General features: G+C 66.2%; 17 protein-coding genes. 11 read left to right on the plus strand and 6 right to left on the minus strand.

The annotated features are described in order from the left end of the window. Nucleotides 1–120: 120 nt before the first annotated feature. Both ACUJ46_RS11935 and ACUJ46_RS11940 read right to left on the minus strand, forming a co-directional pair. The gene (locus ACUJ46_RS11935; protein ID WP_445390722.1) at nucleotides 121–243 is read right to left on the minus strand and encodes a hypothetical protein; all 123 of its coding nucleotides are present in this window, start codon (nucleotides 241–243) and stop codon (nucleotides 121–123) included. 88 nt (nucleotides 244–331) lie between these two features. Continuing rightward, complete coding sequence (locus ACUJ46_RS11940; protein WP_445390801.1) at nucleotides 332–790, minus strand: DUF6456 domain-containing protein; 459 nt, start codon at nucleotides 788–790, stop codon at nucleotides 332–334. 114 nt (nucleotides 791–904) lie between these two features. Here ACUJ46_RS11940 and ACUJ46_RS11945 point away from each other — a divergent pair, with 114 nt between their 5' ends. The 3 genes from ACUJ46_RS11945 to ACUJ46_RS11955 all read left to right on the plus strand — a co-directional run bounded on the left by ACUJ46_RS11945 (nucleotide 905) and on the right by ACUJ46_RS11955 (nucleotide 5263). Continuing rightward, the gene (locus ACUJ46_RS11945) at nucleotides 905–1468 is read left to right on the plus strand and encodes a helix-turn-helix domain-containing protein (RefSeq protein ID WP_445390723.1); all 564 of its coding nucleotides are present in this window, start codon (nucleotides 905–907) and stop codon (nucleotides 1466–1468) included. 232 nt (nucleotides 1469–1700) lie between these two features. Next, the gene (locus ACUJ46_RS11950; protein WP_445390724.1) at nucleotides 1701–3854 is read left to right on the plus strand and encodes a TonB-dependent receptor; all 2154 of its coding nucleotides are present in this window, start codon (nucleotides 1701–1703) and stop codon (nucleotides 3852–3854) included. A gap of 74 nt (nucleotides 3855–3928) precedes the next feature. Beyond that, a complete protein-coding gene (locus tag ACUJ46_RS11955) occupies nucleotides 3929–5263 on the plus strand; it encodes a spinster family MFS transporter (RefSeq protein ID WP_445390725.1) in 1335 nt (444 codons plus the stop codon). Nucleotides 5264–5275: 12 nt separating this feature from the next. On the opposite strand, the gene ACUJ46_RS11960 is transcribed toward ACUJ46_RS11955, so the two are convergent. Then, entirely contained in the window at nucleotides 5276–5854 is a 579-nt protein-coding gene (locus ACUJ46_RS11960) for a VOC family protein (protein WP_445390726.1), read from the minus strand. Nucleotides 5855–6089: 235 nt separating this feature from the next. On the opposite strand from ACUJ46_RS11960, the gene ACUJ46_RS11965 reads away from it, so the two are divergent. Then, nucleotides 6090–7607, plus strand: a complete 1518-nt coding sequence (locus ACUJ46_RS11965) for an acyl-CoA synthetase (RefSeq protein ID WP_445390727.1) — start codon at nucleotides 6090–6092, stop codon at nucleotides 7605–7607. Nucleotides 7608–7613: 6 nt separating this feature from the next. Here the strand turns inward: ACUJ46_RS11965 and ACUJ46_RS11970 are convergent, their stop codons facing one another. Beyond that, nucleotides 7614–8084: a MarR family winged helix-turn-helix transcriptional regulator gene (locus tag ACUJ46_RS11970; protein ID WP_445390728.1), complete on the minus strand. Its 471-nt coding sequence runs from the start codon at nucleotides 8082–8084 to the stop codon at nucleotides 7614–7616. A 199-nt stretch (nucleotides 8085–8283) separates the two neighbouring features. Between ACUJ46_RS11970 and ACUJ46_RS11975 the strand changes: the two genes are divergently transcribed. Both ACUJ46_RS11975 and ACUJ46_RS11980 read left to right on the plus strand, forming a co-directional pair. Then, a complete protein-coding gene (locus tag ACUJ46_RS11975) occupies nucleotides 8284–9498 on the plus strand; it encodes an acyl-CoA dehydrogenase family protein (protein ID WP_445390729.1) in 1215 nt (404 codons plus the stop codon). Continuing rightward, complete coding sequence (locus ACUJ46_RS11980) at nucleotides 9495–10715, plus strand: cytochrome P450 (protein ID WP_445390730.1); 1221 nt, start codon at nucleotides 9495–9497, stop codon at nucleotides 10713–10715. The genes ACUJ46_RS11975 and ACUJ46_RS11980 overlap by 4 nt, the downstream gene beginning before the upstream one ends. A 65-nt stretch (nucleotides 10716–10780) precedes the next feature. Here ACUJ46_RS11980 and ACUJ46_RS11985 read toward each other — a convergent pair whose 3' ends face one another. Next, nucleotides 10781–11929, minus strand: a complete 1149-nt coding sequence (locus ACUJ46_RS11985; RefSeq protein WP_445390731.1) for an acyl-CoA dehydrogenase family protein — start codon at nucleotides 11927–11929, stop codon at nucleotides 10781–10783. A gap of 98 nt (nucleotides 11930–12027) precedes the next feature. Here ACUJ46_RS11985 and ACUJ46_RS11990 point away from each other — a divergent pair, with 98 nt between their 5' ends. Continuing rightward, the gene (locus tag ACUJ46_RS11990) at nucleotides 12028–12714 is read left to right on the plus strand and encodes a TetR/AcrR family transcriptional regulator (RefSeq protein ID WP_445390732.1); all 687 of its coding nucleotides are present in this window, start codon (nucleotides 12028–12030) and stop codon (nucleotides 12712–12714) included. Here ACUJ46_RS11990 and ACUJ46_RS11995 read toward each other — a convergent pair. Then, nucleotides 12708–15146 (minus strand): penicillin-binding protein 1A, encoded by a 2439-nt coding sequence (locus tag ACUJ46_RS11995; RefSeq protein WP_445390733.1) that lies wholly within the window; start codon nucleotides 15144–15146, stop codon nucleotides 12708–12710. The genes ACUJ46_RS11990 and ACUJ46_RS11995 overlap by 7 nt on opposite strands. A gap of 180 nt (nucleotides 15147–15326) precedes the next feature. On the opposite strand from ACUJ46_RS11995, the gene cobA reads away from it, so the two are divergent. The 4 genes from cobA to ACUJ46_RS12015 are packed head-to-tail and all read left to right on the plus strand — an operon-like array spanning nucleotide 15327 to nucleotide 18431. Further along, on the plus strand, nucleotides 15327–16115 hold the full coding sequence (cobA, locus tag ACUJ46_RS12000) for a uroporphyrinogen-III C-methyltransferase (protein ID WP_445390734.1): 789 nt from the start codon (nucleotides 15327–15329) through the stop codon (nucleotides 16113–16115). Continuing rightward, nucleotides 16112–16396 carry a DUF2849 domain-containing protein gene (locus tag ACUJ46_RS12005; protein ID WP_445390735.1) on the plus strand — a complete coding sequence of 95 codons (285 nt, stop codon included), beginning with the start codon at nucleotides 16112–16114 and terminating at the stop codon, nucleotides 16394–16396. The genes cobA and ACUJ46_RS12005 overlap by 4 nt, the downstream gene beginning before the upstream one ends. Further along, entirely contained in the window at nucleotides 16397–18034 is a 1638-nt protein-coding gene (locus ACUJ46_RS12010) for a nitrite/sulfite reductase (protein ID WP_445390736.1), read from the plus strand. Continuing rightward, nucleotides 18027–18431: a DUF934 domain-containing protein gene (locus ACUJ46_RS12015; protein WP_445390737.1), complete on the plus strand. Its 405-nt coding sequence runs from the start codon at nucleotides 18027–18029 to the stop codon at nucleotides 18429–18431. Before ACUJ46_RS12010 ends, ACUJ46_RS12015 begins: the two co-directional genes overlap by 8 nt. The last annotated feature ends 1 nt before the right edge of the window (nucleotide 18432 follow it).

The raw sequence follows: 18432 nt of genomic DNA on the forward strand, positions 1-18432 counted from the left end.
CCACCCCCCTTTTCCAGACGCCACCACACACGGCCCGACAGAAGGCCCGACAGAGGGCCGACGCCACGCCATCCGGCGGCCCGCCCCCATCAGACCGCCGGACAAGCCTTGCCGACTTGCTTAGCCGACATGCTGGCCCACCCGCGCCGGAATGGCCCCCCAAAGCCTCCCGTCACCCGGCCCCGCCAGCACCATAAGGCCCGCCCTGTCGGAAATGCCGCCATGCGGCAGCGCCCGCTCCATCACCCGCCCGATCCGCCAACCATCCTCGGGCGCAATTCCGGAGCATGCATGAACCCCTATACCAGATCGTCACGCTTGTCAATTAGAATTAACCAGAATGGTTATCATAATGATCGGCCAGCCGGTCCAGTGCCATGCCAAGCACCAGCTTGGCCGCCCGCGCAGGCCATCCAAGCCCCCTTTCCGCCACCGAAAGCCCCTCCCCCTCGCAGGCGACCCGCCACAATATGTCCGCCAATCCCGGGCCAACAGCTGCCAGAGCAGCATCGAATCGCCGCCTGGCGTCGATACCCCCCAGCATCTGCCGGTCCGCACCGCCACCGCTCCGCCCACGCGAATCGGCGGGCGCCACATCCCAGCGCATCGTCACGCGCGCGCCAAGCCCCGAAAGCCCATGGTCTGTCCGCAACCGTTCGCCGGCAGTCACCTGCCGCTCCGTCAGATGCCCGCGCCGCGCCAGCCAGGCGAGCGGCGATTCGGTCAGGTTCACGGCCACTTCCAGCCGGTCCACGGCATCCGAAGGTGCCAGGCGGCGTATCCCCAGCATCCGGTTCGGATATTTCTCGGCATCGATCATCGGCAAAACCCTTCTTTCCTGCTGGACATTCCGGGCCGTTAATTGCCATATTGGCATTTCTGTAGGAAAGGGCTTAACCAGATCATGAAAAACCGGCTCCGGGAACTTCGCAAGGCCCGCAACCTGACACTCGCCGATGTCGCCGCCCGCTGCCGGCCGGAAACCACAGCCGTCACCATCGGCCGGCTGGAAACAGGCACACGCCAGCTCACCCTCGCCTGGCTCGATCGCCTCGCGGCGGCGCTTGCAGTCGATCCAGGCGAAATCCTGGCCCAGCCGGGCGATACAAGGGTGCCTGTCGCCGCCACCCTCGATGCCGATGGCCCGCACGCCCTCTCCGCCACGCTCGATTTTCAGCCACCGGTCCCCGGCGCCGGCCACATCGGGCTCCTCGTCCGCGCGTCACAGGGCGATTACCGCGCCGGAGACCAGCTGTGGCTGGAACAGCTCCCGCCCGAACGCTTCAGCGAAGCCATCAACACAGACATCCTCGTGCAACGCCCCGTCGGCCGCTTCGCCTTCGGCCGCCTTCTCGCCACGTCGGATGGCAGGCTGCACCTGCTGCCGGCACGCCCCGGCAGCCGCCAGGCCGTGCTTGCCGAAGCCCCATGGATTGCGCGAACCCGCCTGCTGATCCGTGCGCTCTGAACCCACCGCCGCCCACTGTCGTCAATTAACTTGAAAGGCGCGGCAAACGGGGCCAGAATAGCAAGCAATTGAACGAATGTGGAAAAGCCCGGTTTTCCACCGGATTCAGACTGCGAAACCCCACCTTCCGCAGCCCGTTTGACAATTTTGTTGACGATTATCCCCCCGCAGCCATAACCTCCCGCGCAACAGGGCCGGCATGAATCTGGCCCATCCATGGGAGGATCATGAAGTGCAAGGACTATCCAGACACCTGTCGACCGTCGCTCTCGGCCCCCTTCTGCTGCTGGGTGGCACGGCCGTCCATGCACAGGAAGGCTTCGGCGACATCATCGTCACCGCCCAGAAGCGCGAGACCCTGCTCGAAAAGACCCCGATGACCATCAACGTCGTCAGCGGCGACCAGCTCGGCGAACTCGGCGTCGTCGAGATCAAGGGTCTCGCCGCCAATGTTCCGGGTCTCAGCCTGCATGAATCGCCGGGCGGCCTCAGCGGCGTCAGCATCCGGGGCGTCGGAACCTCGGCCGGCAGCCAGGTGTTCGAACAGTCGGTCGGCCTCTTCGTCGATGGCGTCTACCACCCCCGCGCCCGCCAGTATCGTGATTCCCTGTTCGATATCGCCCGCGTCGAAGTCATCAAGGGCAGCCAGGGGGTTCTCTTCGGCAAGAACACCAGCGTCGGCGCCGTCAGCGTCGTCACCCGCGATCCCGGCACCCGCACCGGCGGCCATGTCCAGGGCCAGGTCGAAGCCAATTACGGCAAATGGTCGCTCGAAGGCGGCCTCGACATCGTCGCCACCGATACGCTCAGCTTCCGCGTCGCCGGCCTCTACGAAAGCGATCCGGGCTACATCCGCAACCTCGCGCTCGATCGCAAGGAACCCTCGGGTGACCGCCATGTTCTGCGTGCCGTCGCTGTCTGGGAACCGGCCGACGGCCTTCGCGTCCGCGCCAAGGTGCAGACCAGCCGGATGAGCATGTCCGGCACCAGCTTCGAATTTCTCGGCAACCAGAATGTCGCCGGCCTCCAGGCCCTTGGCGTTCTCGACGGCGGCCTGACCAACTACACGAAATATGAGAACAACGGCGCGGGCGATTACCAGAAGAGCTGGGATCCCTCGCTGGAAATCAGCTACGAATTCGACAGCGGCTACTCCATCACCTCCATCTCCGGCTATTCCGGGTTCAACTTCCAGAACAGCTTCGATTCCGATTCCACCCCCCAGCCTTTCCTGATGTCGACCTTCAACGAGGATTTCGACCAGTTCACGCAGGAAATCCGCCTCGCCTCGCCAACAGGCCGTACGCTGGAGTTCATCGTCGGGGGCTTCTACCTCCATTCCACGGTGAAATATGATTATATCAGCAATTACAATGGATTCCCGGTTCTGGGCGGCCTCTACGGCAAGACTTCGCAGAAGTTCGACCAGACCGAGAATGCCTTCGCCGGTTTCGGCCAGCTCACCTGGCACATGGCGGATAATCTGCAGCTGAACCTCGGTGGCCGCTTCTCGACCGACACCAAGGATGCCGATTACGAAAAGTCCCTGCTCGACGACAACGGCTACCCGAACAATCTGGTGTCCATTCTCACCGTGGGCTCCGGCACCAGCAAGAAAATCACGGATGACACCTTCGATTTCTCGGCGACCCTCAGCTACAACCCCACGGAAAGCTCCACCCTCTATGCCTCGGTCGGCCAAGGCAACAAGGGCTCGGGCTTCGTCAACCAGTCGGCGCTCGCCCTGCCCTTCCCGGATCCCTTCCTGATCCCGGTCGAAAAGGTCACCACCTTCGAGGCCGGCTTCAAGGGTCGCTTCCTCGACGGTCGCGGCTATGTCTCGATCGCCGCCTACCACCTCGACATCAAGGACTATCAGGACAGCTTCTACAACGCAGAAGCGCGCGCCTTCCAGGTCCGCTCGCTCGATGCGAAGAGCACGGGCGTCGAGGCGGAAGCCCGTTTCCAGCTGGCTGACTGGCTCAGCGCCTATGGCAACCTGGCGTTCAACCCCACGGCGGAACTCGACAATGGCGAACGCATGCAGCGCTCGCCGCGCTTCACCTCCACGCTGGGCGCGCGCTTCAACGCCGATCTCGATCAGGAATTCAACGTCGGCGGCTTCGTGCAGTGGGTCCATTCCGATGCCATGCTGCACCAGCCCGCGTCCGCGCCGGGTGACAACTGGAGCCTGCCCTCCGATCTGCTGAGCGCCCGCCTCCAGGTCACGCACATCCCCAGCGACTTCAGCGTCTATGTCACGGGCAGCAACCTCACGAAGAATGTGTATCGCACCTTCGTGTTCGGCAGCCCCATCGGCATGGGGATGGTCGGCGCGCTCAATGAACCGCGGATGATCACCATCGGCGTCCGCAAGAACTTCTAGAAACCGACAGGAAATCACCCCCGGCGCGCGCCTTCGCGCCGGGGGTTTTTCATGCTCCCGAAAGCAGCAAGGCCATGAACAGCGATAAAGCCGGCAGCCGGCCGGGCGCCTATGCCTATTATGTCGTCGCCCTCCTCACGCTGGCCTATATGCTCTCCTTCCTCGACCGGATCCTGATCAGCCTCGTGGTCGATCCCATCCGGCAGGAATTCGGCGTCGGCGACGCGGCAATCGGCCTTCTCGTCGGCTTCGGCTTCGTTCTTCTCTACTCGATCATGGGCCTTCCCTTCGGCAAGCTGGCCGACAGGGGAAACCGCCGCAACCTCATCGTCTTCGGCATCATCGGCTGGAGCCTCGCCACCATGGCCTGCGGGCTGGCCGGCAGCTTCGCCATGCTTGCAATCGCCCGCGCCCTTGTCGGAATCGGCGAAGCCACCCTGTCGCCCGCCGCCTATTCCACCATTGCGGATCGCTTCCCGGCCGCCAGCCGGGGCTTTGCCATCAGCCTCTATTCGCTGGGCGTCACGCTGGGCGGCGGCCTTGCCATGGTCTTCGGCGGGCAGCTCGTCGAATGGACCAGCGGCGTCAGCCTCAGCCTGCCTTTCGGAATCGAAGTCGGCGAATGGCGCCTCGCCTTCCTCGCCGTCGGCTTCCTCGGATTCCCGCTCGCGCTCCTGCTCCTCGCCACCATGCGCGAAGCCGGCCGCCAGGTCCCGGCCATCCAGCCGGCTGACGGCAGCAAGGCCAGCGAAGACGGCGGCTTCGACATTCTCTTCGCCTGGATGCGCCAGCACCGGCGCGCCTTCATCACGATCCTGTCCGGCTATTCCGTGCTCATCATTGCCACCTACATGCCCATGCTCTGGGCGCCGGCCCATTTCGCCCGGCTGCACGGCATGTCCCCGTCCGAAATCGGCAGCCATTTCGGCCTGATGATCGGTGGCCTCGGCTCGGCGGGCCTCATCCTCGGCGGCCTCTGGTCAGACAGGCTCGCCCGCCGCGGCCATATCGACGCCCCCGTGCGGATCGTCATCCTCTCCATCCTGATGCAGCTTGCCACCATGGTGGCCGCCTATCTCGTCACCGATCGCAGCCTTGCCCTGCTGCTGCTCGCCGCCGGCATGCTTGCCGTCTCGCTCATTGGCGGGCTTCAGGCCGCCACACTTCAGGCCATGGTCCCGCCGCTGCTGCGCGGCCGCGTCAGCGCGGTCTATCTGCTGTTCGCGAACCTCGCCGGCATGGGCATCGGCCCGCTTCTCGTCGGCCTCTTCAGCGAGCATGTCTTTGCCGGCCCCAACAGCCTCGGCCTTTCGCTCGCGTCCCTCAGCGGTACATCGCTGGTCGTGGCGCTGGCCATCCTGCTGGCCGGCCGCAGGTCGGTCGCGGCAACCATGCGCGCCACCAGTTGACAGTGTCCCGACTCAGGCCGCGCCCGGCTTGTCAGGGGGAATGCGGATCGCATCCTCGCCAAACAGGGCAATCTTTGCCGCGCGCGTTTCCTTCGTCCAGTCTGCAAGGCGCGCCCGGCCGGTCCGCTCCTCCTCGGCCAGGATCGCGTCATGGTCCGGCACCCGGCAGGTGAACTCCACCTGCAGCCCATTGGGGTCATACATATAGACGGATTTCACGAACCCATGGTCGATCGGCCCGTGGCAGCTCTTGCCATGCGCCCGCATCCGCGCCTGCATGGCCAGCAGATCCTCTTCCGATTTCACCTCGATCGCGAGATGCACGTCGAAACTGTCCTTGCGCGCGGCGGATTCAGGCCGCGCCCCGTCCGGCTGGTCGAAGAAGGCGATGTAGGACTTGTCCGGCAGTTCGAAGAAGATATGGGCGTAGCACGAATCGACATAGGTGCCCTCGATGCCGTCGGCCAGCACCACCCCGGCAAAGCGCAAGCCGATCACCTCCTCGTAAAACCAGAGGGTCTGCGCCGCATCCAGGCAGCGATAGGCCGCGTGATGTATTCCCTTCAGATGTCTGGCACTGCTCTCGCTCATCGCGGCCTCCTGTTCATGCTGCGCAACATAACGTCAAAAAAGTTGACGGAATATCCGGCATGCACACCGGCATGTCAGGGGAAAATCCCCCATGACAGCTTGCCGCCATTCCTCCCCGCCACGCTATCGCACAGGCTGTTACAGTCAACTAAATTGACACTCTTGCACTGCCTGCACTAACCTCGGACCATATTTGGCCGGGGCATCAGCCCCGGATTTCAGCCTGGAAGCACACGTGGAACTCACCCAAGGCCTGCACAGATCGGCGCGTCTCAGGCCCGATTCCATCGCCACCGTCGACGGCACGCGCACGCGCAACTGGCGCCAGGTCAGGGCCGATGTCGCCTGCCTCGCAGCCCTCTTCCGCGCCAATGGCATCACCGTCGGAGACCGCATCGCCGTCCTCGCCCACAACAGCGACCATTTCTTCGACTGCTATTTCGCCTGCTTCTGGGCCGGCGCGATCATCGTGCCGCTCAACACCCGCCTGTCCGTGGCCGAACTCGCCTTCCAGCTCAGCGATGTCGGCGCCAGCCTGCTGCTCGTCGGCGACGGCTTCGCGGCCCAGGCAGAAGGGCTGGCAAGCGAATTGCCCGGCCTCGCCATGCTTGCCCTCGACGAAGCGGGCGGCAGCCTCCGCGCCCGCGCCGCAGCCCTCGCCCCGATCAAAGACGCCGCCCGCGCCGATCAGGACATCGCCGGCATCTTCTACACCGGCGGCACCACGGGCCGCCCCAAGGGCGTCATGCTCACCCATCGCAACCTCGTGTCGGTTGCCTCCAATCTCATCATGATGATCGGCTTCGATGAAAGCTGCATCAATCTCCACGCCGCCCCGATGTTCCACCTGGCCGACATCGGCCTGTTCAGCGTCACCATGGTGGCAGGAACCCATGTCTTCGCGCCACGGCTCGATGCCGCCAGCCTGCTGCCCCTCGCGGCCCGGCACCGCGTCACCCATCTCTTCACCGTGCCCGCCGTCATCGACCAGATCGCGCGAAGCGGCCATGCCGCCCTTGATCTCGGCGCCCTGCGGATGCTGGGCTACGGCGGTTCGCCCATGCCGCAGGCCACGTACGAGCGCGTGCGCGCCACCCTGCCCGACATCCAGCTGATCCAGGGCTTCGGGATGACGGAAATGCCCTCGCTCACCTTCCTGCTTCCGCGCCATCATCAGACCGAAGACAAGCTGCGCTCGGTCGGCATTCCCGGCTATGGCTATGACGCCCGCGTTGTCGATGCCAATGGCCGCGAACTGCCCCGTGGCCAGACTGGCGAGATCGTCGGCCGCGGCCCCTGCGTCATGGCGGGCTACTGGAACCGCCCCGCGGAAACGGCCGAAGCGCTGCGCGGCGGCTGGATGCACTCGCAGGATGCCGGCTACATGGACGAGGACGGCTTCCTCTACATCACCGACCGCCTGAAGGACATGATCGTCTCCGGCGCCGAGAACATCTATTCCATCGAAGTCGAAAACGCCCTTGGCCTGCACCCGGCCATCCGCGAATGCGCGGTCATCGGCGTTCCGGATGACCGCTGGGGCGAACGCGTCCATGCCATCATCGTGCCGAACAAGGGAATGGCGGTCGATGACGCCAGCATCGCTGCCCATCTCGAAGGCCGGCTGGCCCGCTACAAATGGCCGAAAAGCCTCGAACTGCGCGAAACGCCCCTGCCGCGCAGCCCCATCGGCAAGATCCTGAAGGCCGATCTGCGCAAACCCCATTGGGCCGGACGCGACCGACAGGTCTGAATACGCCTATTCGGCGGCGCTGGCAGAGGGTTTTACCCGTTCCTCCGTTTCGAAATCGACCGGCTCGCCCCAGTCCATGCCAAAGGCCGTGAGCAGGGCGGCCACCGGCGCCGCCCCGATCCGGTCGGCAAGCCGCCGCGTCATCAGCTGCACCGAATGCTGGGCGTCACGCCGCATCGGCTCGCCCATCTCCGTCAGCACCACGATCTTCGATCGCCGGTCGGACGGATCGTTGCGAAACTGGATCATGCCCAGCTTTTCCATCTGCATCAGGGTGACATGAACCGCCTGGCGGCTCACTCCGATGCTGCGGGCAATGTCGGCCGGCCGCGTCGTCCCGGTGGCGATGTGCAGCATCACCATGGACTGGCTATGCGTCAGCGTCGGCCAGCCGCGTGACCGCAGAAAGCTCTGCAACCCGGCGTCAAACCAGTAGAAACCCTGCAGCAGGGATACGATCAGATAGGGGGATTTCATCCGGCTCCTCCGCACATGGCGGGAAAGCGGTGCAGGCCGTCAATCATGCTTACTTTATCCGGCAAGCACGCCGCCACGGCAACGGGGAAAACGCATCCCATATAGTAAACTTCATTGACAATATGGCACTGTCATGATGCATTCCCCGAAAGTGACATGGTCCGCCCGTGCGGCGACCATCCAGCGGGAGGATCCGGCAATGCACACAACGCCCCTCAAGACGGCGCCCCTCAAGACGGCGCCCCTCAAGACGACCACGGGCCAGCCTTGGTCCGAATGGGCCGACTCCATGGCCCTGCGCCTTGCCGAACGCGCGCAACAGGCCGAGGAAATCCGTTCGCTGCCGGAAGACACCGTACGCGAAGCAACGGAAGCCGGCTTCTTCGCCATGCTCGCCCCCCGCGGCGCGGGTGGACAGGGCGCCACCTTCGCGGACTTCATGGACGTCGTCCGCCGCCTCTCCAACGGCTGCACCTCCAGCGCCTGGACCCTCTCCTTCCTCGCCCTTCACGCCTGGATGCTGGCGAAGTTCGGCGCCGAGGCGCAGGCCGATTTCTTCCACGATGGCGCCATGCCGCTCGCTCCGGCCCCGCTCGCCCCAACCGGCAAGGCCGAGCGCACGGAAGGCGGCTTCCGCGTCAACGGTCGCTGGGAATGGGCCACCGGCATCAACCATGCCGACTGGGTGCTCGTGAACGCAATCGATACCGAAACCATGATCCCGCGCTTCTGCGCCCTGCCCGTCGCCGATGTCACGGTGGAAAAAGTCTGGCAGGTCTCCGGCATGGTCGCCACAGGCAGCCACGCCGTCGTCGTCCGCGATGTCGTCGTCCCCGAATATCGCACGCTTCCCGCCATGCAGATGGCGGCCGGCGCATCGCCGGGCGAAGCGCTCCATCCCGGCTCGACCCTTGCCTATCCCATGCGCGCCGCCCTCGCGCTGGTGGCTGCAACGCCCGCGCTCGGCGCGGCCGACAGCTCCATCGCCTGGTTCACCAACCGCATGAAGACCAAACTTCAGGCCTTCAGCGGCGGCGCCCGCCAGGTCGAGGTCCAGTCCACCCACCTGCGCCTCGGCGAGGCCATGGCGCTGGCGAACGCCGCCCGCCTCCTCTGGGAAGACACGGTTGCCCGTCTTGAGGAAATCGGCCCCGATGGCGCTTCCGCGCCCACCGAAACCGTCGTGCAGATGCGGCTTGCCTGCGCCCAGATCGTCCGCCTCGCCCAGCAGGCGGTGGACACGCTCGGCGCATCGGCCGGCGCAAGCTCGGGCTTCCTCTCCGTGCCGCTCCAGCGCAACCTGCGCGATCTCCAGATGATGCGCGGCCATGTCGTGTTCGACTGGGATCGCACGGCAAGCCTCGCCGGCCGTGTCGCCCTCGGCTTGCCGACCACCCCCGCCGATCTGTTGTGACACCGTCCGCCTTCACCCTGCTGGAGCCCGTGGCCTTCGCCGAAGGCCACCCGCACGCCGTCTACGACAGGCTGCGCGCCGAAGCCCCCGTCTACCGGGATCCCGGCTCCCCCACGCAGCCGCCCGTCCATCTGCTCACCCGTCACGAGGACATCCGAAGCGTCTCCCTCGATGGCGCGAACTTCACCTCCACCCGGGGCTTCCGGATCGCAACCGACCGGCGCGCGGCAATGGATCCGGAAATCGCCCGCACCCTTGCCCGCTTCATGCTGGCGATGGACGATCCCGAACATGCCGCCTTCCGCGGCCTCGTCGCAAACGCGTTCCTCCCATCGGCGCTCGCCCGGCTCGAGCCGCGCATCCGCGCCTCAGTGGACAGGCTGCTCAACAGCCTGGAAGGCGAGAGCGACGTCGATTTCGTGAACGATGTCGGCGCGAAGGTTCCAATCCAGACCATCTGCGCCATCATGGGCGTGCCGGAAGAGGATGAATGGCGCGTCTTCGAATTCACCAACGCCGTCTTCGGCACCGATGATCCGGATTACGCGCCCAGCCTCGAGGTTGCGAACGAACGCTATCTCGCCATCTTCGACTATGGCTGGCACCTGCTCGAAGACCGCCGCCGCAACCCGCGCGATGATCTGCTGACAATCATCGCCAAAGCCCGGGTCGATGGCCGCCCGCTCGACCGGACGGAACAGGTCAGCTTCTTCTCCAACATGATCGCCGCCGGCAATGAAACCACCCGCAGTTCGCTGGCAGGGGCCATATGGGCGCTGCATCTCCACCCGCAGGAACGCAGCCGTATCGTCGCGGATCCGGGCTGCCTGCGCCATGGCGTGCAGGAATTGCTGCGCTGGGTCAGCCCTGTCTTTCACATGGCGCGAACGGCAACGCGGGATGTCGAGATCGCCGGCTCGCCCATCCTCGCCGGGGAGCGCGTGGCCATGCTCTATGGCGCGGGCAACCATGATCCCGCCTTGTTCGATGATCCCCACCGGTTGTGGCTGGATCGCCCCAACGCCAACCGGCACCTCGGCTTCGGCCATGGCATTCACCATTGCCTCGGCGCGCGCCTCGCACTCATGCAGCTGCGCATCCTCCTGGAAGCGCTGCTGCCTGCCTTCCCTGACTATGAAGTGCTCGAAAAGCCGGCCTATATCCGGTCCAGTTTCGTGGCCGCAATGAAGGCGCTCCCCATCCGCCTTCGCCGCTAGACTGGAGCGGGGGCGGGGGCGGCGCGGAAGACCGCACCGCCCCCGCCGACATCACTCAACCAGCATCACACCAGCGGGTTGTTCGGCGGCAGGTCCAGCAATTGCCGGCCCACCAGCTCGCGGGTCGCGTCCCAGTCCCAGAAGGCATGGGAACAGACCGTATTCAGGTCGCGCCAGAAACGCTGCAGCGGCATGTCCGCATGAAAGCTCGATGCACCGGCATTGGCCATCATCGCGTTCACCGTGTCGCGGCAATGCTTTGATACAAAGGCCACATGGCCCTTCATCGCCAGCCTGTCCTCAAGCGTGATGGGCCGCTTGCCGATCATCGCCTCGGCACGGTCGAAAGTCTGGCGCGCCAGATCCCCGGCAATCCGGGTCCGGATTTCCATGTCGCCCAGCTCGATGTGGGCATGCTGCTGGTCCTTCACCACCACGCCGCTGAAGTTCCGCACCCGGCGCTTCACCAGCGTCTCATATTCGCCCATGGCGCCCTTCAGCCCGCCCGTCAGCACGCCGACGATGGTGCAATAGGCCAGCACCAGGAAGGGCGTCGCATAGAGCGGGTTTGCATGGATGGCGGACCCGGCCGTCGCTCCCTGGTGAAAGTCGATCCCGCTGACGGTGCGGTGATCCGGCACGAACACCTTGTCCACGACAAAGTCGTTGCTGCCCGTCCCGGCCATGCCGGTATAATGCCAGACATCCTTCACCTCGACATCGGTTACAGGCAGCAGGAAGGACCGCGGGCCTTCCTCGGTCCGCCCGCTCACCAGCACCCAGTCGGCGTGCATGATCCCCGTCCCCCAGGAAGCGCGGCCGCTGATCTCCCAGCCACCCGGCCGCCGCTCGGCAACCATGGTGGGCGCGGTCGCGGCGGGCAGCAGCGTGTAGCCGCGCGGCCCGAACACCTCTTCCTGCGCCTGCTCGTCGAACTTCCCCACATAGATGTTGTGACCGATGTAGAAGGCCGTAACCCAGCCCGTCGAAACGCAGGCGCTGCTGATTTCCTCCACCACGTCCAGCATGGTGCCAAGGCGGGCTTCCGATCCGCCCCAGCGCTTCGGCACGAACATCTGCAGGATCCCGGCCTCGGCCAGTTCGCGCATCGTGTCGTCATGCGGGCGGCGCAGCCGCTCCGTCTCGGCAGCGCGCGCCCTGATGGCGGGCGCAAGCGCGCGGGCGCTGGCAATCAATTGCTCGTCGGTCGGCACAGGCATCTCCTTCCCTGGTTGCCGGATTCGGGTGCCATATAAATATACACTTGTCTATTATTCTTCTGCATCGCCCCTGACCATGCTAGGCAGGGCGCATGGAGCAGCCTGAAACCCGCCGCAAAAGGGGGCGACCCTCCGCCGAAGACGGCGAAATCCTGAACGAGTCCGCCTGCCTCGAAACCGCGCTCGCAGCCTTTGCCGAGCGCGGATTCGAAGGGGCTTCCATACGTGAAATCGCGCGCCAGCTCGGCGTCAGCCATGGCCTCCTGAACGCCCGCTTCGGGTCCAAGCACAGTCTCTGGCGCGCCGCCGTCGATCACGGCATGGAACGCCTCCTCGCCTGCATGTCCCGCATCAACGACGATAGCGCCGCCGCCACAGACATTCCCGGTCAGATGCACCGCGCCTGCGTCAACTTCCTTCTCGGAATGGCCGAACAGCCCGCCATCCTTCAGGTCATGAACAACGAAGGCACGCGCCCAAGCGACCGGCTCGACCATGTGGTCGAAACCTTCTTCCGCTCCCGCGCCTGGCCGTTCGCCACGCTCCTCAGAAAAGGGCAGGAAAGCGGGATCTTCCGGCCCGTCAACATCATCGTGCCCTTCACCATGCTCGCCCATGGCGCCGGCGCAATCGTCGCCCTGCGCCCCTTCATGGCTGCGGTCGATGCGGGCTGGAGCACGGCCCCCGGCAGCATCCGGCGCGCCGCCGAAGATGCCGCCGACATCCTTGTCAACGGCCTGATGGCGAAAGGCGCGGCCTCAGCCAGCCAGGATCAGTAGATGCCGCCCTGCTGGCGCAGGAAGTCGCTGTCCGAACGCACCCGCTCCTGCGGTTGCACCGGCTGCAGGGCCTTCAGGTCCTGGGCGGTGCGATAGATCCGCCGTGGCTCGCTGTCGGCCTTGAAGGCCTCCCAGATCACGGCCGAGCGCGGGTCTGCCGAAGGCCAGGCCCCGAACACCCGCCTGCCGGAGCGCCGGTCGATCCGCACCATCCGCACGCCGGCCGGCGCGATGAAGGGGTCCGGGTCGGGCGGATTGTCCTTGAAGGCGCGCAGGTAGAAATCGCGCCATATGGGCGCCGCGAAGGTGCCGCCCTGAACGCCGCCCAGGTTCCGCGGCTGGTCGAACCCGATGTACAGGCCGGCCACGAAATGCGGTGTCCCGCCCACAAACCACACATCCTTGGGTCCGGTCGTCGTTCCGGTCTTGCCCATGATCGGCACGCCCAGCGAACTCAGTGTCCGCGCCGTTCCGCGCTCGATCACGCCTTCCAGCATGTGGGTCACCTGATAGGCGGTGCGCGCGTCCATCACCTGCCGCCGCGCATCGGCCGGCCGCGGCATCGCCTGCCCCTGCCAGCGTGTTGCATTGCAGCCATCGCAGGGGCGCGTGTCCGCCCGGAAGATGGGCTTGCCCGTCCGGTCCATCACCAGGTCGTAAAGCACCGGCTCCACGGCCCTGCCGCCATTCACCAGCATCGAATAGGCGTTCACCAGCTTCATCGGCGTGGTCTCGCCAGCCCCCAGCGCGATCGCCAGCACCGGGTCATAGTCGCCAATGCCCAGGTCCTTCGCCAGCTTCACCACATTGTCCATGCCGCTGTTGTAGGCGATGCGGATGGTCATCAGGTTGCGCGACTGCTCCAGCCCCCAGCGCATGGTCTGGGCCCCGGCATAGCCGCCGCTGAAGTTGCGGAAGCATTTCGTGCCCAGCCTGGCGGACTGGTAGACGCAATAGGGCGCGTCCGAAACGATCGAGGCCGGCGTCATCCCGTTGTCGAGGCCGGCGGCATAGACGAAGGGCTTGAAGCTGGAACCCGGCTGGCGTTTGGCCTGGGTCGCCCGGTTGAAGCTCGATCCGCGCACGTCGAAGCCGCCCACCATGGCCAGCACGCGGCCCGTCTGCGGCTCCTGCACCACCAGCGCGCCCGAAACCTCGGGGATCTGCCGCAGGGCATAGCGGTTGCCGCCCGTGCCCGTCACCGGCACCACGTCACCCGGCTTCAAAAGCTGCCAGGCCGGAACCCCGCCCTTCGCGCGCACGGCATCGCCATTGGCCATGAAACCGGTCGCGCCATCCTCGAATCCCAGCCGCATGCCGCCAGCCTGCTTTTCCAGCACCACGGCGGCGCGCCATTCCGGATAGCCCGTGCCGACGGCCTTGGCACGCAGGCGCCGCGCCCAGCCCTCGCCAGTCTCGATGGTGGCCGCCGGCCCGCGCCACGCCCGCCCCGAATCATAGCGCACAAGACCGTTGCGCAACGCCCTCTCGGCAGCTTCCTGCATCAGCGGGTCGATGGTCGTGCGCACCCAGAGGCCGCCGGCATAGACGCTGTTCGGCCCGTCCTTTGCCTCCTCGCCGAATCGATCAATCAGCTGGCGACGAACCTCCTCGATGAAATAGCCGCCCACGTCGGCCTGCCGCAGCGGCATGCTGCCTTCGGTCACGGCCAGCGGCAGGGCCTGCAGGCTGCGCGAGGTTTCCGGGCTGATGTGGCCATTGCGCGCCATTTCGCCCAGCACATAGTTGCGCCGCTGCAGCGCGCGCGCGTAATTGCTGTTGGGGTTGAACGCCGAGGGCGCCTTGGGCAGGCCACCCAGGAAGGCAGCCTCCTCCACCTTCAGCTCGGCGGCCGGCTTGCCGAAATAGGCCTGCGCCGCCGCCTCGATCCCATAGGCGTTCCGGCCCAGGAAAATCTCGTTCAGATAGAGTTCGAGGATTTCCTCCTTGCTGAACTGCTGCTCGATCCGCCGCGCGAGAATCGCTTCCCGCAGCTTCCGCGCAATGGAAAGCTCGTTCGAAAGCAGCAGGTTCTTGGCAAGCTGCTGGGTGATGGTCGATGCCCCGATGGGCCGGCGGTCGCCACCCAGATTCTGGATGTTCACCCACACGGCATTCAGGATGCCGGCATAATCCAGCCCCTCATGCTCGAAGAAGGTCCGGTCCTCGGCCGAGGTGAAGGCCTGCACCACCACCGGGGGGATTTCCGCATAGGGCAGATAGACCCGCCGCTCGCGCGCGAAGGTGTGAAAGGGGCTGCCGTCGGCTGCCCGCAGGTTCGTCGGCAGCGGCGGCTGATAACTGGCGAGGCTCGCGGCATCCGGCAGGCCACGGGCCATCATCACCCACAGGAAGAGGCCCGCCAGCAGCCCAAGCCCAAGCAGCACGGCAAGGGCCAGCAACAGCCGGCGCCCCCACCTGCCCGCAGGCATGGTGGCGGCCCTGTCCTCAGGCGCTGGGGTCGCGGCATCCATCGCTGCCCCTTAAAGCATCTCGCACGGCCTTGGAAACAGTCTCGGCCGGCCATCGCCGCGCAGGCGATGAAGCCATGCTATGAAGGGGCCAAATTTTGCCTTGTGGCTCTGGAAGCGCGCAGGCGGCATCAGGGCGGCATGGAAGATCATGGCACAACCACAGGTCATCTGTGGCTCGTCGGCGCCGGTCCCGGCGATCCGGACCTGCTCACGCTGAAGGCAGCGCGCCTCATCGCCGCGGCCGAGGTCATCGTCCACGATGGCCTCGTCGGCCCTGGCGTGCTGGCGCTCGCCAGCCCCGACGCACACTGCATCAGCGTCGCCAAGCAGCGTGACCGCCACAGCATGCCGCAGCCGGAAATCAACGCGCTCATCGTCCGCCTCGTGCGCGAGGGTCGCCGCGTCGTCCGCCTCAAGGGCGGGGACCCGTTCGTCTTCGGCCGTGGCGGCGAAGAGCTGGAAGCCGCCCGCGCGGCCGGCATCCCCTGCGCGGTGGTGCCTGGCGTTTCGGCCGGCATCGGCTGCGCCGCCGAAGCCGGCCTGCCCCTCACGCACCGCGCGCTCTCCAGTGCCGTCAGCTTTGTCGCCGGCACCTGCCAGGGCCTGAAGGAGCAGGACTGGCGCGGCCTCGCCGGGCCGGGGCGCACGCTCGTCATCTACATGGGCGTCACCACGGCGGGCCTCATCGCCGACAAGCTGATGGCCGATGGCGTCTCGCCTGACATGCCCGTCGCCATCCTCGAGCGCGGCACCCTGCCGGGCTCCCGCGCCATCCGCACCCTGCTCGCGGGTCTGGGTGATGTCGTGGCGCGCGAAGGCGTGCGCAGCCCGGCAATCCTCGTCGTCGGCCGGGTGGCCGGCCTTGCCGAGGCAGAAGACAGTCTCGTGGGCCACGCCGCCCGCGCCTTCGAGGAGGCATCGCAATGACAAGACTTCTCACCGCCAACGAACTGCTGCGCGGCGACGTGCTCTGGTGGAAGGGCGACGGCTGGAGCCGCGCCCTTGCCGACGCCGTCCCCGTGGAAGAGGTCGCCGCCCAGACCATCATCGCGCGCGAGGCTGCTGCCGAACGCGTGAGCGACCTTGCCCTGATCGACGCGGAGCCAGTCGCTGGCGGCTTCCGCCCCCTGAAGATCCGCGAACGGATCCGTGGCTACGGCCCCACCGTCCGCCCCGACCTCGCCCTCAGCCAACAGGACTGGCGCTAGATGTACCGCTATGATTCCATCGACCAGGCCCTCGTCGACGCCCGCGTCGACGAATTCCGCGACCAGGTCAGCCGTCGCCTCTCGGGCAAGCTCGACGAGGATCACTTCAAGCCCCTGCGCCTGAAGAACGGCCTCTACCTGCAGCTTCATGCCTATATGCTGCGGGTCGCCATCCCCTATGGCACGCTGTCGTCGCGCCAGATGCGCATGCTGGGCCACATCGCCCGCACCTACGACCGGGGCTATGGCCATTTCACCACACGCCAGAACATCCAGTACAACTGGATCCGGCTCGAACAGGCGCCCGACATCCTCGCCGATCTGGCCAGTGTCGAAATGCACGCCATCCAGACCAGCGGAAACTGCATCCGCAACATCTCGTCCGACCAATATGCCGGCGCCGCAGCGGACGAAGTCGAAGACCCGCGCCCCTGGGCCGAACTGCTGCGCCAGTGGTCGAGTTTCCACCCGGAATTCAGCTATCTGCCACGCAAGTTCAAGATCGCCGTGATCGCATCCGAAACCGATCGCGCCGCCGTCCGCCTGCACGACATCGGCCTCCAGCTCCGCAAGGTCGATGGCCAGACGGGCTTCCGCGTCTTCGTCGGCGGCGGCATGGGCCGCACCCCCATCGTCGGCCCCGCCATCCGGGAATTCCTGCCCGCCGACCAGTTCCTCAGCTACATGGAAGCGATCCTGCGCGTCTACAATCGCCACGGACGCCGGGACAACATCTACAAGGCCCGAATCAAGATCCTCGTCTCCGAACTGGGCGCGGCGGAATTCGCCGCCCAGGTGGAAGCCGAACATGCCCATGTGCTGGCGCTCGGGATCGACGCCCCGCAGGCCGAATTCGACCGCATCGCAAGCCATTTCGCCCCCCCGGCCTTCGAAAGCAGCCCAGATTCCGGCCTGGATTCCGGTCCCGATCTTTCCGACCCCGGCTTCGCCCGCTGGGTCGAACGGCAGGTCGTCGCCCACAAGGCGCCCGGCTACGCCATCGTCAACATCTCGCTGAAACCTGTCGGCGGAATCCCCGGCGACGCCTCGGCCGACCAGATCGACACGGTCGCCGACCTCGCCGAGCGTCACGCCTTCGACGAGATCCGCGTCACCCACGCCCAGAACCTCGTTCTGCCGCATGTCCGCAAGGCCGACCTGCGCACCGTCTACGACGCCCTCGTGGCGGCGGGCCTCGCCGACGCCAACCTCGACCTCGCGACCGACATCATCGCCTGCCCCGGCCTCGATTACTGCACGCTCGCCAATGCGCGCTCCATCCCGGTCGCCCAGCGCATCGCCGAACGGCTGCAACCCGCCGAATCCGATCTCGGCGAGCTGAAGATCAAGATTTCGGGCTGCATCAACGCCTGCGGCCACCACCACGCCGGCCACATCGGCATCCTCGGCGTCGACCGGAAGGGCGTCGAAAACTACCAGATCCTCCTCGGCGGGTCCGGCGCCGAAGACGCAAGCCTCGCGAAAATCCTCGGCCCCGGCTTCGACGAGGATGGCGTCGTCGACGCAGTGGAAAAGGTCACTGCGGCCTACCGCCGGCTGCGCACCCCCGGCGAGCGCTTCCTCGACACCTATCGCCGCCTCGGCGCGGCACCCTTCAAGGAGGCCGTCTATGGCTGAGCTCTTCCCGCTCGACGATCGCGCCAACCCGGCCGCCGAACCCGAACTCGTGCTCGCGCCCGAAGAGGATGTCCGCGCCCATGCCGGGCTCGGCAATCATGCCGTGATCGGAATCGCCTTTCCTGCCTGGCGGGACGGGCGCGGCTATTCCGCCGCGCGCATCCTGCGCGAATCGGGCTTCACCGGCGACATCCGCGCCATCGGCGACCTCACGGTCGATCAGCTTGTCTTCCTCAAGCGCAGCGGCTTCAGCTCGCTGCAGCCTGCCCGCCCGCTCGATCCGGAAGCCGCGCGCGCGGCCCTCGCGCGCTTCCCCCACGTCTATCAGAAGGCCACGGACGGCGCCGCCCCGGCATGGGCGCTGCGCCACCCGCGCAAGGCAGGGGCGGCAGAGTGAC

This window comes from Sandaracinobacteroides sp. A072 (assembly GCF_052616365.1).

What these genes read in the sequence shown, in the direction of transcription:
- ACUJ46_RS12015 (WP_445390737.1), top strand. Translation starts at nt 18,027, where the DNA reads ATGGCTGAGCTCTTCCCGCTCGACGATCGCGCCAACCCGGCCGCCGAA.
- ACUJ46_RS11935 (WP_445390722.1), bottom strand. Translation starts at nt 243, where the DNA reads ATGGAGCGGGCGCTGCCGCATGGCGGCATTTCCGACAGGGCGGGCCTT.
- ACUJ46_RS12010 (WP_445390736.1), top strand. Translation starts at nt 16,397, where the DNA reads ATGTACCGCTATGATTCCATCGACCAGGCCCTCGTCGACGCCCGCGTC.
- ACUJ46_RS11990 (WP_445390732.1), top strand. Translation starts at nt 12,028, where the DNA reads ATGGAGCAGCCTGAAACCCGCCGCAAAAGGGGGCGACCCTCCGCCGAA.
- cobA (WP_445390734.1), top strand. Translation starts at nt 15,327, where the DNA reads ATGGAAGATCATGGCACAACCACAGGTCATCTGTGGCTCGTCGGCGCC.
- ACUJ46_RS11960 (WP_445390726.1), bottom strand. Translation starts at nt 5,854, where the DNA reads ATGAGCGAGAGCAGTGCCAGACATCTGAAGGGAATACATCACGCGGCC.
- ACUJ46_RS11945 (WP_445390723.1), top strand. Translation starts at nt 905, where the DNA reads ATGAAAAACCGGCTCCGGGAACTTCGCAAGGCCCGCAACCTGACACTC.
- ACUJ46_RS11940 (WP_445390801.1), bottom strand. Translation starts at nt 790, where the DNA reads ATGCTGGGGATACGCCGCCTGGCACCTTCGGATGCCGTGGACCGGCTG.
- ACUJ46_RS11995 (WP_445390733.1), bottom strand. Translation starts at nt 15,146, where the DNA reads ATGCCTGCGGGCAGGTGGGGGCGCCGGCTGTTGCTGGCCCTTGCCGTG.
- ACUJ46_RS12005 (WP_445390735.1), top strand. Translation starts at nt 16,112, where the DNA reads ATGACAAGACTTCTCACCGCCAACGAACTGCTGCGCGGCGACGTGCTC.
- ACUJ46_RS11955 (WP_445390725.1), top strand. Translation starts at nt 3,929, where the DNA reads ATGAACAGCGATAAAGCCGGCAGCCGGCCGGGCGCCTATGCCTATTAT.
- ACUJ46_RS11970 (WP_445390728.1), bottom strand. Translation starts at nt 8,084, where the DNA reads ATGAAATCCCCCTATCTGATCGTATCCCTGCTGCAGGGTTTCTACTGG.
- ACUJ46_RS11975 (WP_445390729.1), top strand. Translation starts at nt 8,284, where the DNA reads ATGCACACAACGCCCCTCAAGACGGCGCCCCTCAAGACGGCGCCCCTC.